Annotated in this window: 11 protein-coding genes; 7 read left to right on the top strand and 4 right to left on the bottom strand. The window is 52.9% G+C overall.

What is annotated here, in order from left to right; translation table 11 throughout:
* Positions 1 to 50: 50 nt before the first annotated feature.
* Positions 51 to 1,235 (bottom strand): hypothetical protein, encoded by a 1,185-nt coding sequence (locus tag JRF57_13220; protein ID MBW2304659.1) that lies wholly within the window; start codon positions 1,233 to 1,235, stop codon positions 51 to 53.
* 641 nt (positions 1,236 to 1,876) lie between these two features.
* On the opposite strand from JRF57_13220, the gene JRF57_13225 reads away from it, so the two are divergent.
* From JRF57_13225 to JRF57_13240, 4 genes are all read left to right on the top strand, one after another.
* Positions 1,877 to 3,943 (top strand): serine protein kinase PrkA, encoded by a 2,067-nt coding sequence (locus JRF57_13225; protein ID MBW2304660.1) that lies wholly within the window; start codon positions 1,877 to 1,879, stop codon positions 3,941 to 3,943.
* A 175-nt stretch (positions 3,944 to 4,118) separates the two neighbouring features.
* Positions 4,119 to 5,423: a DUF444 family protein gene (locus JRF57_13230; GenBank protein ID MBW2304661.1), complete on the top strand. Its 1,305-nt coding sequence runs from the start codon at positions 4,119 to 4,121 to the stop codon at positions 5,421 to 5,423.
* Positions 5,424 to 5,506: 83 nt separating this feature from the next.
* Positions 5,507 to 7,162 (top strand): SpoVR family protein, encoded by a 1,656-nt coding sequence (locus JRF57_13235; GenBank protein MBW2304662.1) that lies wholly within the window; start codon positions 5,507 to 5,509, stop codon positions 7,160 to 7,162.
* Positions 7,163 to 7,175: 13 nt separating this feature from the next.
* Positions 7,176 to 9,470 carry a serine protein kinase PrkA gene (locus tag JRF57_13240; GenBank protein MBW2304663.1) on the top strand — a complete coding sequence of 765 codons (2,295 nt, stop codon included), beginning with the start codon at positions 7,176 to 7,178 and terminating at the stop codon, positions 9,468 to 9,470.
* Between the two features lie 23 nt (positions 9,471 to 9,493).
* Here the strand turns inward: JRF57_13240 and JRF57_13245 are convergent, their stop codons facing one another.
* The 3 genes from JRF57_13245 to JRF57_13255 form a co-directional block, all read right to left on the bottom strand.
* A complete protein-coding gene (locus tag JRF57_13245; protein MBW2304664.1) occupies positions 9,494 to 9,943 on the bottom strand; it encodes a response regulator in 450 nt (149 codons plus the stop codon).
* 127 nt (positions 9,944 to 10,070) lie between these two features.
* Positions 10,071 to 10,916, bottom strand: coding sequence for a c-type cytochrome biogenesis protein CcsB (ccsB, locus tag JRF57_13250; GenBank protein ID MBW2304665.1), 846 nt, complete (start codon positions 10,914 to 10,916; stop codon positions 10,071 to 10,073).
* Between the two features lie 63 nt (positions 10,917 to 10,979).
* Positions 10,980 to 12,335 (bottom strand): cytochrome c biogenesis protein ResB, encoded by a 1,356-nt coding sequence (locus tag JRF57_13255; protein MBW2304666.1) that lies wholly within the window; start codon positions 12,333 to 12,335, stop codon positions 10,980 to 10,982.
* 643 nt (positions 12,336 to 12,978) lie between these two features.
* On the opposite strand from JRF57_13255, the gene serS reads away from it, so the two are divergent.
* The 3 genes from serS to JRF57_13270 form a co-directional block, all read left to right on the top strand.
* Entirely contained in the window at positions 12,979 to 14,262 is a 1,284-nt protein-coding gene (serS, locus tag JRF57_13260) for a serine--tRNA ligase (GenBank protein MBW2304667.1), read from the top strand.
* Positions 14,259 to 15,590 (top strand): hypothetical protein, encoded by a 1,332-nt coding sequence (locus JRF57_13265; GenBank protein MBW2304668.1) that lies wholly within the window; start codon positions 14,259 to 14,261, stop codon positions 15,588 to 15,590. The genes serS and JRF57_13265 overlap by 4 nt, the downstream gene beginning before the upstream one ends.
* Before the next feature lie 30 nt (positions 15,591 to 15,620).
* Positions 15,621 to 15,927, top strand: a 307-nt coding sequence (locus JRF57_13270; GenBank protein MBW2304669.1) for a glutamine--fructose-6-phosphate aminotransferase, incomplete at its 3' end; no start/stop codon positions are given.

A 15,927-nucleotide genomic window follows, 5' to 3' on the forward strand; every position in this document is an offset into this window, starting at 1 on the left:
GCGTTTCACCTTCCTGGAGCGTCGTTCGATCTTCCCGGCCCAGCTCGTCGTCAGGACGGATCCTCCTGGAATTCCCGCACCGCGGTGAGGATCTCTTCCTTCTCTTCCTGGGTGAGGCAGGAGAACTGACTGGAGATCCGCTCGTATTTTTCTTTATCCAACGGTCCGATCCGCCGCCAGTTTTCCATGAATTCCTCCCTGAATCGGGACGCGATCCGCCCGTTTCGGAACATGATCGCCGAGTTCATGGTGGGGGCTCCCCTTTGGGGAGAAAAGGAACGCAGCCCTATGTGGATGACCTCGTCGTCGTAAATATGGAAAGAGAAGGGACGGGGCTGGTCCCCCGGAATGATGAAGGCGGCAAAGGCGAAGGACTGGGGCCAGTTGGACGAGAGCCAGCGGCAGATTTCCAGCCAGGCGAAGCTGTAACGGGCTTCGAATACCGGGAGGTAGGAAAGAACGGTCCATTGGCAGGGGTAACCGCTTCGAAGCATGGAAAAAGTGGCGTTCAGGTATTCCCTGTACATGGGGATATCATAGGGTACGGGGCCGCCGAAGGAGATCACGGAATGGGCCCGGGATTGTTGCCGAATGATGTTCTGGACCGCTTCTGCAGGGGTGTTGGCGTAAAGGACCTCGTTGTCCAGTAATAGAGAGGGAAGATGGATATCCGGGGGGGCTTCGGTCCGCGGGGCGTTGGGTGGGACCATGGACTGCCAGTCCAGGATCCGCACCTCGGCCTTGCAAGAGAGGTTCTTGGGGGGCGGAGCGAACCGGACCCACTGGATATCGGAAAGGGACCCGATCGCTTCACCGAGGACATAAAAGTGGTAGGGGCGTCCTTTGTCGGCCACCTGGTAGGTCTCAATAGAGGTGTCGTCCAGGAACCGGCCGTCTTGCCACTTGGGCCTCCCCATGTTGAGGGCGAGGGAAGGCTTGAGAAAAAAGACGGCCTGGTTGGTGGCCAACCCGAGAAAGGTGCGAAGGAGCACCCAGCCGAAAGTGACCGCTTCTTCCAGGGTTTGAAACTCAAAGGCCCAGGTGTCCCCGCCGATATGGGAGGAGTTGGTCGGAGGGGAGACCTTTTTTGCACGGCTGATTACCTCCTGGACGATGGAGATCCCGGAGGCCCGGATCCGCTCGGGGGTGATCCCCGTGCTCTCCATGTCATAGGCCATCTGGGTCGTCATCCTCGTGAACCCTTTAAATTCCAACATCAAAATGGAAATGGCCACTTGATTTTCCTCCCAGTAAGAATGGTCCGCTAAAGGGGAATATAGGAACCGGGATCCCCAAAATCAAGGAAAAGCGGGGGAATTCCCTTGGAACCTCCGGGAGTTTTCAAGTGCCCCGGTGCCCGGCCCCCGCTTCTTAAAAAAAATGGCCGGGAGAACCCCAGAGGAGGTGATGGGGAGGTAGAGATTGGCGTAGCTCACCGTCAGAATTTCGTCTATTTCAATGTCATTCTCCTATCGCAACCACCCGCGGCCTTGAATCCTGGAAGGAGAAGGGGCAGGATCCCTTTGCGGATTCCCCGGTTTCAGTCATTGAATAGGCCTTCAGACAAAAAGTTATGTCGACGGGAACCAATGGCATGGCAATTGCTTCTTTTGGAAAACAGAACTGAGAAGCTTTGTCTGAATCGCGAGTGGATCGGTTCATCATGCCCGACAGCATGGCGCGCTTACCGGCTTTCCGGCTTTGCATAAGATCTGGACATGTTTTTCAAGGATTACGATTGAGAAGAACGGCCCATGACGAGCCGCATATATATCCACCCCCTTTCCACCTCAGGAGCCATGGGCCCATTACGCTACCCATGGCTTTTGATTCGGGAGAGATTAATCAGGCCAAATCATAATCCTCGGAGGGAAAAATGAGGGAGAACGGCGCAAGGACCCTGAAATATCACCTGGAGGAGGTCAAAAACGGCCGCCGAAGGTTCGAGAACGTGTTCAAGAGTGCGGCCAGGATGATTCTCGAAAGGGAGGATCTCATCGAGAAGGTCATGGTGAACGGTAAGAGCACCTATGACTTCAAGATCTTCCGGATGGGGAAGAAACACGTGATCGGCATGTACGACGAGATCAACAGTTTCGTCTCCATCATAAAGGATGCGGCCGAGGGGGGCTCATCGAGGGAAATGGCCTTTGTGCTGGTAGGTGAGCCTGGAAACGGCAAGACCTTTTTCGTCGACAGCTTCTGCGCACTTTACCGGCGCTTTCTCGCCCAGGAGGAAAACCGCAGGTATACCTTTAATTTCAAGAACCTTGAGAGACTGGGCACCTATGGAAAGATCAAAGTCATCCAGTCCCAGACCTTCGAGGATCCCATGATTCTGGCCATGAATCTTTTCCCGGATCAGGATCGAAACAAGGCCTACCTCGCCGAGCAGGGAGGTTTCAGCGACGAGGAGATCGATCAAATCTATGAGGATTACAGGCCCCTGGGTGCATGTAGTGACTACATCCTGAACGACATCCGCACCTATGTCGATGAGGACCTTGACAAGATGATGGAGTTCATCGAGGTCGTCCCCGTCCCCTTGAGTGAGAGCCTGGGGACTGTAACCGGGAAATATTCGGCAAAGGACAAGATCACATCCTCGGCCGTAGACCTGCTTGGAGAAGAGTCCATTCAGCGGCTGCTTCACCTGACGGATCCCAACAATCCCTACCGGTTCGACCTGCGCCGGGGAGCCCTGGCCCGGGTGGCCGGAGGAGGGATCCACTTCAGCGATGAGATTTTCAAGAACAAGAAAGACCTCGTGCAGGTATACCTGGGGGTGATCCAGAACCGGAACATCGAGATCGACGGCTTCCGCTGGCCCATAGATACCCTGATCATCGCCACGAGCAACAACGCCGAGTTCAACCGGTTTCTGGCCGAGAAGGAAGAGGCGCCAATCGTGGACCGCTGCCGCATCTGTTACGTGGCCCACAACACAAACTACAAACTTCAGGAGCAGTTGACCGCCTATGCCATCGGGAGCGAGTCCAAGACCACCCTCACCAAGGAACAGCTCCATCAGGACCCCAATTTGAACTATGCGGCCTCCGTGGCGGTGGTGTTGACCCGGTTTCCCAAGTCGGACAAGCTGACGCCCATCGAGATGATGAAACTGGCCGCCGGGGAGGTGGCCGGGGAAAAGAGCATCAAGACCCTGGCAGAAGTCATCGACACCCTCAACCACGAACCGGATATAACCAAACGTTACGGACAGAAGGGGCTCGGACAGAGGGATCTGGGTAGGGCCATCCAGCTTCTCATGGAGACATCGGAGACCAACGAAGGTCGCTGCATGTTCGCCGAGGATATTTTCAAGGCCCTGGAAAGGGTGATCCTGGACTATGTGACCGAGGCCAACGACCGGGCGAAATACTTCGAGGACCTCAAGATCGCCAGGGGGTTGTACCGCGAGAGGATCATGACGGAGATGTTCAATGCTTACATGGATGAGCCCTTCGCAATCAAGAAGGACGTTATGAACTACGTGAACATGATCATCGGCATCGATGCGGAAAACCTCGGGCCCGATAAGATGTGGAAATATAAGGATCCCCAGACAGGGGAGCTCAAGGCCCTGAAAATCGATGAGCGTTATATCCAGAGCGTGGAGGAAAGGCTGGGGCTGAAGACCAAGGAGCAGCGGGAAAGCTTCAGGACCTCCATCCGGAAGATTTACGGGCAGAAAATGTCGGTGGATACGAGTTACGATTTCATGGACAACATCGAGCTTGTAAAGGCCGTGACGGATGTCCGTTTGAAATCGGATATCGCAGGGGCGGGGAGCCTGATAGGAGCCCTGGCGAATCGTACCAACGATGAAAACCAGAAGCTCTATGACCGGATGATCGACACCATGCTGAACAAGCTCGGGTATTGCCAGACCTGCGCTCAGAAGACCATTGAGTATTTCTGCACCCAGAACGATGAAAACTAGCCGAAAGCCCTGTGGAGAATGAAAAAGGTGGCAGGAGGCGAATGGTTGGTTTTCAGCGGATGGAAAATCGAAGACGCCTTTTCGGCATGACATGTACCGGGCGTTCGGCCGGGAGACGGACGAAGTGAGAAGAGAAGAAGAACAATGTCCGGAGAGAAGCCGGGATAAGGAAGTGATGGAAGCGGAAGCAGGTGAAAAGCACCGAATCGTGCCGCCCCGGAAAATCGGCGAATGGACACGGGCCTTTGAGATGGGGCTCTACGGGATCCATGATATGAATCTCCTCCATTCCGGTTCTCTTCCCAGCGCCCATTATACCCGCAGCCTCCGGTCCCTGGATGAACTCCTTGAAAGGGATCTCCTGAGGGAAAAAGACGGCTTCCCGCGCAAGATCAGGATCGGAAGGCTCGTCAAACCCGGCGGGGGCGGAAAGGGCAAGGTCATCCTGGTCCCCACCACGGTGGAGGAAAAGTTCGTCCATGACCGCCGGAGCGGAGACCCGGAAGAAGAGGGGGCCTCGGGTGGGTCTGGCGAAGGTGAGGAAGGCGAGGTGATCGGTGAGGAACCCCTTCACGGCACTGAAGGGTCCGGGACCGGCGGGGCCGGCCATGGAGAGGGAGGGGAACACGAGATCGAGTCAAGCGCCTATGACCTGGGAAGGATCCTCACGGAGAAGTTCAGGTTGCCCAATCTGGAGGACAAGGGAAAGAAGCGCTCCCTGACCCGCTACACTTATGATCTCACGGACAGGCATCGGGGTTTCGGTCAGATCCTGGACAAGAAGGCCACCCTTCGGAAGATCATCGAGACGAACATCAATCTGGGACGCATCAAGAACAAAGAAACCATTGATCCCACGGATCTGATCGCTTCGCCCAGGGACAATGTCTACAGGATACTCTCCAAGGAGAAGGACTATGAATCCCAGGCCATGGTGTTTTTCCTCAGGGATTATTCCGGATCCATGACCGGGAAACCCACGGAGATCGTGGTCTCCCAGCATGTCCTGATCTACTGCTGGCTGATGTACCAGTACGAAAAGCAGGTGGAGACAAGGTTCATTCTTCATGATACCGAGGCAAGAGAGGTCCCGGACATCCACGCCTATTACAACCTCACGGTGGCCGGGGGAACCCGGATCGCCTCCGCCTACCGTTTGGTAAACGAGATCGTGGAGGAGGAGAACCTGGTACGGGATTACAATATCTATGTGTTTCACGGTACGGATGGGGATGACTGGGACAAGGACGGCAAGGAGACGGTTCCTGAAATCAGAAAGATGCTCGGCTATTGCAACCGTTTCGGGATCACCATCTCTGAGGCCGGATCGATCTCCAATTCCCAGAGCACGGTTGAAAATTACGTTAAGGATTCCGGCCTGCTTGAAGAGTATCCCAAGAGAATACGGATGGATGTGATCAGCGGGGAAGCGGGGGAAGAGCGGCTCATCGAGGGAATAAAGAGGTTGATTTCGCCATGAAGTAGGCGTTTCAGATAAAGATTCGTCTGCTGGAAAGACCCCCGGGATCGAAAAAGGCGGAAGGCCGGGTGTGAACAAAAACAATGGAACTGATCGATCAACATACCAAGAGGATCATGGAAGGGTGCAAGGAGCGGGCCCGTGACGCAGGACTCCGCTTTCAAAGCGAGACCCTGGAGTATATCGTAACCAACAAAGATCTCCTGGAACTGGGTCCCAAGAACATGATTCCCACCCTTTACGACTACTGGGTCCATGAGGTGGAGGTCCTAAAGGAAAAGGGAAGATACGAACTCTTTCCACACAACCCTTATGAGACTGTGATCAACACCCGTCCGGCCATATCCTTTTACAACGACAACAACCCGGACTGGTTGAACGTCATGATCTTCTACCATGTCCTGGGCCACATCGATTTTTTTCAAAACAACCATTTTTTCAGTCATACATGGGACAAGGATTTCGCCGGGGAGGCCCTCTCCGACAAGCGCCTGATCGCCATGCTCCGGGCCGAGAAAGGCCGATGGGTGGACTATGTGATCGAATTTGCGAGGGGTATCGACAACCTTGTCGGTTACTACAGCGAACTCTCGGAGCGGACCCGTCCCGGAAAAATCAATTCATCCGAGAGGCTGGATTTCTATTTCGACCATTTTCTCCAAGGTATCAAGCAGGTCAAGCTCAGCGATTACCTCAAGGAGGTGGATCGTTACAACCAGAGCCTCAAGCGTTTCGGTGATATGGGAGAGTCGGTCTTTTTCTCCGAAGTGACGAAGAAATACCCGGAGTTTGAGAACCTGTTCAACAAACACAAAAAACAAAAGAAGGAGCCTGCAAGGGACTTGATCCAGTACTTGCAGCAGAATTCTCCGTTTCTTCAGAAACAGGAAAATATCTGGATGAAGACGGTCATGGAGATCGTGCGGAAAACATCGATCTACTTCCAGCCCCAGATCCGTACCAAGATTCTCAACGAGGGATGGGCGAGTTACTGGCATGAGAAACTCTTTCTCGAGGACGACAGGATCAGGGGACATGAGGTGGACTTCGCCCGCGTAAACGCCAAAGTCACCTCGCTTCCCAGGGTGGGAATCAATCCCTATGCCATTGGGATGAGGCTCTTCAACTACATCGAGGAGTGGGCCGAGCGGGGCAGGTTTTCCTATGAATTCGAGAAGATCAAGGATGTGTACCAGCGCAATAAATACGACAAAGAAACTGGAGAAGGGATGAAATACGTGTTTCGGGTCAGGGAGGATTTCGACGACTTCATGTTCATAAATACTTTTCTAACCCAGGATTTCGTGGATCAACACAAACTCTTCGTCGCCGGCAGGAGAGCGAATACCCGGAAGGGGGTATGGGAATACTATGTAAAAAGCAGAAAAGCGGAAGATTACCGGGATATGGTCCTGGATTCTCTTTATCATCCGCCTTACATCGAAATCGATGAGCAGAAGGGTAATGAAAACCTCCTCTACCTGAACCATCACTTTGAAGGCAAGCCCCTGGTAAAGGAGTTCATCCACAATACCATGCTGGGAATCGAGTTTCTCTGGGGGGGGACTGTGAAGCTTGAGACCACTGAGCTGGTTCCGGAGAAGAAGGTGGACAAGCCTTATGCCTTGTTTTACGCTCCCTATTCGGTTCAAAAGGAAGAATCCGATGAGAAGAAGTACAAGGAAACGCGGGTCCTATATACCATGGAGAAGCGAAAGCTCACCAGGACGGTTCTTTAGGACAGGTGTTCAAATGGCTGATATCCAGAAAGCTCTTCAGAATATCTGCAAGAAGATCAAGGAAACCCATCCCCGGCCGCCCCTCACCTACGCGGAATTCCTTGAGATGGCGGCGAAGAACCCCGACCTCGTGCTCAGGAACATCTTCCAGATGATGTACGATATGATCTACCGCTACGTGGGTGAGGGGGTAGACGAGTATCCGGAAGACCCGGAATCGATTCATTACGTATGCTACGACTGCAGCAATCTTTTCGTCAACGGCTCTGACAACCCTTTTTTCGCCGACAGGCTTTTCGCAAACAGGCTCATCAACCACGTGGCCTCTTTCAGGAGAGGAATGCCCCAGAACAGGATATACATATTCGAGGGACCCCACGGGTGTGGAAAAAGCACCTTCCTGAACAACCTCCTTATGAAATTCGAACAATACACCAAGACACCCGAAGGGGCCTGTTACGAAACCATCTGGAGACTGGATAAAAAAGAACTCGGAGTCATCGCCGAACACGAGGCCCACACCCTGCTCATGCAATTGCGCCAACTGGCCCAAGATACCCCTCTGGGTCCCCCGAAACAACACAAGAACCCCTTGTTCCCTCTTGGAAACAAGAGCTATTTAGAGATACCGTGCCCAAGCCATGATCACCCCATCCTGATCATCCCCAAGCCCTATCGGCGGGAAGTGCTCGACGAATTGATCGAAGACAAAGATTTCAAGGAGAAATTGTTCACCGAGAAGCAGTACGAATGGGTGTTCAGGAATAATCCCTGTACCATATGCCTTTCCCTGTATCAGGCCCTTATCGATATGCTGGGATCTCCATCCAAGGTATTCGAAATGGTATACGCACGCAGGTACCAGTTCAACAGGCGGCTCGGGGAAGGTATAAGCGTATTCAACCCCGGCGACAGGGTGACCAAGACCAGTGTCATGACCAATCAGCTCCTCCAGAATCAGCTCAATTCCATATTGAGAGACAGCAACCGCGTGCGCTACATCTTTTCCCGTTATGCCAAGACCAACAACGGGATTTATGCGCTCATGGACGTAAAGGACAACAACAAGGAAAGGTTCGCTGACCTGCACGGGATCATCAGCGAGGGTGTACACAAGGTGGAAGACATCGAAGAAAACGTAAACTCTCTCTTCCTTGCCCTCATGAACCCCGAGGACAAGGAAAACATCCCCGGCATCCAGACCCAGTCCTTTTTCGACCGGATCACCTATATCAAGATCCCCTATATCCTGGACTACAACACCGAGGTAAAGATCTATAAAAACATCTTCGGTGACCAGATCGAGAAGAGCTTTCTTCCAAGGGTCCTCCAGAACCTCGCCAAGGTGATCATATCCTCGCGGCTCAATACCCGTTCAAAGGCGATGGAGGAATGGATCAGCGATCCCGGGAAGTACAGCCGATATTGTGACGATAATCTCCAGTTGCTGAAAATGGACCTTTTCGCAGGCTATATACCCACCTGGCTCACGGAGGAAGACCGGAAACGGTTCACGGCCAAGCGTCGAACCCGTATTATCGCGGAATCGGAGATGGAGGGGGACAGGGGCCTTTCCGGCAGGGATTCCATCAAGATATTCAATGAGTTCTATTCCACCTACGCCAAAAAGGACAAGCTCATCAACATGGCCATGGTATACCATTTTTTCAAGGAACACCGTAAAGACCTATCCGAGTTGATCCCGGAAGGATTCCTGGATTCCCTGGTACGTTCGTATGATTATGCAGTTCTGCAGGAAGTAAAAGAGTCCCTGTACTATTACAATGACGACCAGATTTCCCGCGATATTAAAAATTACCTGTTTGCAGTGAATTTCGAGGTTGGGACGGTTGAACGCTGTATCTATACGGGAGAAGACCTTGAGATCACCGAGGAATTCTTCGAGGGGATAGAACGACGGATCCTGGGGAGCGACGAGGAGGATAATGCCAGAGTCGAATTTCGAAAGGATATCCAGAAACAATATGCCTCGAAGACCTTGACCCAGGATATGCTGCTTCACGGTAAATCCATTGAGGAAACAGATGTTTACGAGAACCTCTACGAGCGATACGTACACAACCTGAAGGCCAAGGTCATGGATCCCTTTCTCAAGAATGAAAATTTCAGGAGGGCCATCAAGGATTACGATACGGATTCCTTCAAGACCTATGATCGTCGAATCCGGGAAGAGGTCACCTTTCTCATGAAAAACCTGAACGAGAAGTATGGTTACTCCGAACAAGGGGCCAAGGAAATCTGTATGTATGTCATAGACAACAACCTGGCGGAAACCTTTTCGGAGTAAATCATGATGGCCTGAGGGGCCCCTTAAAAACGAGACACGTTCTCGGCGAAAACCGGGTCCTTGAGGAGCCTTTTAGCAAACTTGATGTATTTCGTAACAATAGCCCGCACGGCCAGTTGCAGCGTATAGGACCGGATGGGCTTTTCAATGAGATAATTGATATCCGAGGCCACGCACATGTCCACGATATTGTCGCTCGCGTTCCCGGTGATGATAATGGTGTCCTCATAGGCCATTGGAAATTTATCTACGATACTGTCAAGGAAGGTGAAAGCGGTTTTCTCCCCCAGGAACACATCCAGGACAAAGATCGCCACACCCGTTCCTCTATCCATGCAGAAGGCGAAGGCTTCAGAGGAATCGGTAAAGGCGAATACTTTTCCCCAGGTGTAGAAGCGCTGTACGATCTGGGAGATGAGATCGCACACGACAGGGTCGTCATCTACAATGATTACATCCAAGCTGTCTGACATCCTTTTCCCCATTCATCCGCCTTTGTCACGGTTAAGGCGTAACAAGCTGCGTCAGTCAACGGAATTCCTTATGTGGCCTATTCTATATGCATGCTTCCATAAATGATCCTCTTTTTTCTCCTGCAGATCAAGAGGAAGTTGCATAGCTATGGAGGCCGGGGAGGTAATTCACGCCAAAATAGGTGAACAGAACGCATAGGAATCCCAGGATCGAAAGGATGGCCATCCTTTTTCCCCGCCATCCCCTCATGAGCCTGGAGTGAAGCAGGGCGGCATAGACGAGCCAGGTGATAAGGGACCAGGTCTCCTTGGGGTCCCAGCCCCAGTATCTCCCCCAGGCGGAATGGGCCCACACCGATCCTGTAATAATTCCCAGAGTCAAGAGAAGGAAGCCGATCACCACCATCTGGTAATTCAGGTCGTCCAGGATGTGCTTGGCGGGTATGAGTTTCAGGAAGAGGCTGCTTTCCTCTCCCTGGTCTCGCTGCTTTAAGAGATACATAAGGCTCAGGCCGAAGGCCACTCCGAAGGCTGCGTACCCGAAAAAACAGGTGATAACATGGGCTATGAGCCAGTTGCTCTTGAGGGCCGGAAGAAGGGGTTGAATATGGGTTTTGATATTCGGGGAATAAGAGGCATAGGCCATGGCGAGAAAGGCCAAGGGGGTCACGAAAGTCCCCAGAGTGCGGTTCCTGGTGCGCCTTTCCACCACGGCATAGAGAACCAGGATGGCCCAGGAAAAAAAGATGAGTGATTCATAGAGATTGGAAAGGGGGGCATGTCCGATGCCGAGCCTGTAGGACTCGATCCACCTCAAGGCGATTCCAAAAGTATGCCCCACAAGCCCCGAGAGGGTGACTATCGTGGCGAGCCTCCCGAAGATTTCCTTTCCTATGACCATCATCATGAGATAGAGCAAAAATGAAAAGAAATAGACAAAGGTGATATAACTCAGAATAACGGAATTTATCATGCCTAGTAAATCCTTCCAGTTAAAATGAGATGTTAACAGGTGTTAAGACCAAAAGGGGCGGTTTCATAACCCCGGATTCCGGTCTGATCCCCGGGTCTCCTGGATCATCCGGCAAATTCGGTCCAGTTCCCTTTCCAGTCCGACCGGATTTTTGGGAGATCGGCCCGCCAGATCGATTTGCAGTCCATCCTTTTTTTCTTCCAAGCGAATCCAGACGCGCCTTGGGTGGAGAAAAAAAGTCACGAAGAGTCCCGCCATGATCATGATGAAGCCAGCCCAGACAATGGGAACACCGGGATCCCGACTCACCTGGAGACCTGTGTAAAATTTGCTTTCGATGTCCTCGAGAAAAAAGGTATAGGGCTTGAAGGCCGAAGGGTTCATTCTCGGGGACCGGAGCATGGTCTCTGGAAACTTGCCCTTGAGGGATCCTGGATCCTGAAATACCCAGAATTCATGGCGTTTTTCGTCAGCCCCCCGGACCGATACGAGTACGGCGGGGCTCAACTTGCCCGAAGGGTCGTTGTGCACATCGATGACCCGGAAAACTCCCTCACGATCCGGCAGTTCACGGGGGTGTCCCCTGTGCACATCGAAACGGAATGTCTTTCCGGGCGCTCCTGCTTTTTCCAACCGAAGACGGATGGTTCCCGGGATCTTACCATAAGATGCCTGGTAAAAGGTGATCCCCTGGAAGGTCACGGGATGGTTGACAGAGAGGGGGCTTTCCAGGAGCACCTCTCGGCCGCGTAGAAATTTGAGATCGGAACGGTACTCCTTAGGGGATCCGTTTTCATAATACCGTACCGTGAACTTTTCGCAGGCCACTCGGAATGGGAGCTTGATAACCTCGCGGCTCCTGGTGATCATGACCCTGTCGGAGGATTCTCCTTCGGGAATATTGATAAAGCCGTCGAATCCGAAAAGGGAGCCGACGATTGCCCCGGCCAGGATGAGGATAACGCTGAAGTGGACGATAAAGACCCCGAAATACCCCAGTCCCCCCTTCTCTCCGAAAAAATAGACGGCCTTTCCCGAATCTTTTTCATGGATATTCCGGTAACAGCGTTTCAGAATCCCCCGCAGATGGTTGATCACATCGGCCCTGTCGGCTTTCAGGGTAAGGCTCCTGAGGGGCCAGTTACCCTCGAAGACCTTGTCCCGATCCGGTCGCGGAACTCGCCGGTAGAGCCTCCAGTTCTGGGGGAAGCGATCGATGGAACAGATGAGGAGATTCAGGGCCAGGAGCCCGATGAAGAGCCTGAACCAGAGGGAATGGTAAAGATCGGAGAACTGGGGAACGACCGTTCCCAGAATGGAAACGGCGGCAAGGCCTAGGAGAAGAAAAAAAGTAAGTCTCAAGGATTTGAGAAATCGCCACAAAGGGTGTGGACTCTGGGATTTCTTGGATCTGGTCATTATCAGCATACTCCGCTTTAGGAATTAGCCCTCGGCCTCTCAAGGTGTGCTTGGACCAGGGGAGGCCCGGGAGGGGATTTCGTTTTAACCTCAATTTTGCATGAACAATCTCTTCGATACCTTGCAACTTCGCAAACTCGACGGTTGCAAGATTTGCAAAAACTAACACGTATACGGATCTTTTTAAACTGTAAAGCGAAAACGTCATTCGTCTTCGCCAGGATACCCTGTAGCTTGGCTTTAGAGAGTGCCCATCCATAAAGCAGGCAATTTTGTTCAAGGTCAAGGAAGGCGAAGATTTTAACCGCAGGAATACATTGAAGTATTTCGAGGATTAAAATCTGAGCCTGACCTGTCTGCCGTGCCTGCCTGCCCCTTGGGAAAAGGGCCATTTATGGATGGGCACTAGGGAGGAATGGAGGGATGAGAAGGCACTGAAGCACTCTTTAGCGAAGGCGGGGGCGCTCCGTCGCAATTCCGCTCAAGATGACCCGCTGCCTGTAGCGGGGAATTTCATTGAGTAGGGAATAGGGAAAAGATTTGACCGTTATCCCGAAATCTAGTAAATACCGACCTAAACCCGAATCGGCCGCTCGGTCGTCTATTCCCTTTTCTTTTCTATTATTTAATGGGGATTTCAAAGATGTTGGATCTGAAATTTATCCGAACGAATCTTGATCTCATCAAGGACATGCTGGAGAAGCGGGGTTACAATACTGATATTTCCGCTTTTTCGTCCATTGACGAGAAAAGGAGGAGCATCCTTCCCGCCCTGGAGGAGCTTCGCCACCGGCGGAACAAGGCAAGCGAAGAAATCGCCGAAATGAAGAAACAGGGAAGGGACCCCTCCCAGGTCATTTCGGAAATGAGGAGAGTTTCCTCAGAGATCAAGTCCCTGGAGGCGGAGCTATCGAAAATCGAGGAAAACTTGTCACCTCTTCTTATGGTCATTCCCAACGTGCCCCACGAATCGGTTCCGGTGGGACGGGACGAAAAAGACAATACCGTGATCAGGACCTGGGGAGAGATCAGGGAGATGGACTTCAATCCCAGGCCCCACTGGGAGATCGGGGAAGACCTCGGAATCCTGGACTTTGGAACCGCGGCCAAGATCGCAGGCGCCCGATTCGCTCTATATCGGGGCGCGGGCGCCTTGCTTGAACGGGCCTTGATCAACTTCATGCTGGACGTCCATACCCGTGAACACGGGTATACAGAAGTACTGCCCCCTTTCCTTGTAAACAGCGCGGCCATGACCGGAACGGGTCAACTTCCCAAGTTTAAGGAGGACCTTTTCAAGATCGAAGACTGGGATCTCTACCTCATACCAACGGCCGAGGTGCCCGTAACCAACATCCACCGAGAGGAGGTTCTGAGGGAAGAAGACCTTCCCCTTTCCTACGTCGCTTACACACCCTGCTTCCGATCAGAGGCCGGCTCTTACGGAAAGGATACCCGCGGGTTGATCCGACAGCACCAGTTCAACAAGGTGGAATTGGTCAAGTTCTCCAGGCCCCGGGAATCGTACGAGGAACTGGAAAAGTTGACCGGGGACGCCGAGGATATCCTGAAACGGCTGGGGCTGCCTTTCAGAACCGTTTGCCTGTGTACAGGCGACCTGGGCTTTTCCGCTGCAAAGACCTACGACCTTGAAGTCTGGCTTCCCGGCCAAGGGGTTTACAGGGAAATTTCATCCTGCAGCAATTTTACGGATTTTCAGGCCCGGCGGGCCGGTATCCGTTACAAGCGTAAGGGTGCTTCTGGAACTGAACTGGTGCACACATTGAACGGTTCGGGACTGGCCGTAGGAAGAACGGTTGTGGCGATCCTTGAAAACTATCAGCAGGCCGACGGAAGCGTTGTCGTTCCCGAAGCCCTGGTGCCCTACATGGGAGGATTGGAGGTTATCGCGTCTGAACCCAAATGAACGAGATCCCTTTCCATTCCAAGACCTGGATGAAATATCAGAAGCGGCTCAGGCGCGAGGCCCGGATCAACTACTATCTCCGGAGACTACCATGGCTGGGAATTTACGGGATCGCGATCTTTGCCCTTTTGGCTTCCACTTTTTTCTCGGTGTACTGGATTTTTACCCGGCTTGGGAAGGCCCCCGGGCAGGAAATCCGAAACCGTCACCAACCGCCCACCCGCCCCTGGAGCAAAAAGGACCTGGTCCTTTTCCTGAAAGGCATGAATCTGGATCTCACGAAGGAACCGGACCCCCTTCCCGTCACAAAAAACGGAAGACGGTTCCTGGTGGAGACCTCCATCGATCCTTCCCTCCAGGCATATATGGAAAAGCTTCTTAGGCGGTCCCTCACTTTGCAGGCCGCGGCGGTGGTGCTGAGACCTAAAACGGGCCAGATCCTGGCCATGGCCCAATATCCGGGCAAGGAAGGCGGGAACGGGGAAAACCTGTGTCTCAAGGCGGAATTCCCTGCGGCCAGCCTTTTTAAGATTGTATCGGCGGCCGCGGCCATCGAGACCAGGGGCTTCTCTCCTGAAACCACCCTGTCATACAGGGGAAGGAGGTATACCCTTTACAAGAGTCAATTAAAACGCAGGGAAGGCCGATATTCCAACAAGGTGACTTTCGAGCGCGCCTTTTCCAAGTCCATTAATCCCGTTTTCGGCAAGATAGGTATATACGAATTGGGTCGTGATGTGCTGGCGGATTACGCGAACCGTTTTCTTTTCAACCTGGAAATACCCTTCGAATTTCCCCTTGAGGAGAGCAGGGTAAAGATCCCCGAGGACGATTTCGGGCTGGCTGAGATTGCTTCCGGGTTCAACAAGAAGACACTGATCTCACCCCTTCATGCAGCACTGCTGGCGGCGATCGTCGCCAACGGGGGGACCGTGATGGAACCTTGGGTGATCAGGTGGGTCCGGGATGATCAGCAGCACCTGTTGTACCATGCCGCCGTTCGTAAAATTGCCAGAGTGATCGAGGCGAGTACGGCCAGGAGAATGAAGAGCCTGATGGCTGAAACCGTCAAGACCGGAACCTGCAGGAAGGCCTTCCTACCGCTCACCAGAAAAAAGAAATTCAAGGGATTGGAACTGGGCGCCAAGACCGGAACCATCAATGACAGGAATGATCGGTTCAAGTACGACTGGCTGTCGGCCTACGCCGTTTCTGCAAATGGGAACGACGGCATCTGCGTGGCCGTTCTCGCCGTGCACGGAAAGAAACTAGGGATCCGGGCCAAGGACCTGGGCAGGGAGATTATCCGGCATTATTTCACCTCCTGATTTCACCTCCTGATATGAAAGGATTGCACCATGTGTGGAATCGTTTGTTACGTTGGCCAAAAGGAGGCCAAGTCCATCCTCCTGGAGGGGTTGAAGAGGCTTGAGTACAGGGGATACGACTCAGCGGGGATGGCGGTCCAAAACGGACACGACGTGGCCCTTTACAGGGCCGTTGGGAAGATTTCCAAACTGGAGGCAAAGACGAACGGAAAGGAAATCCCCGGCACCAGCGGGATCGCCCATACCCGTTGGGCCACCCATGGGGAACCGACCGAGGAAAACGCTCACCCCCACAGGGACCAAAACGACAATGTGTTCCTCATCCACAACGGTATCA

The sequence above is a fragment of the Deltaproteobacteria bacterium genome (genome assembly GCA_019310525.1).
GTDB lineage: Bacteria > Desulfobacterota > DSM-4660 > Desulfatiglandales > HGW-15 > JAFDEE01.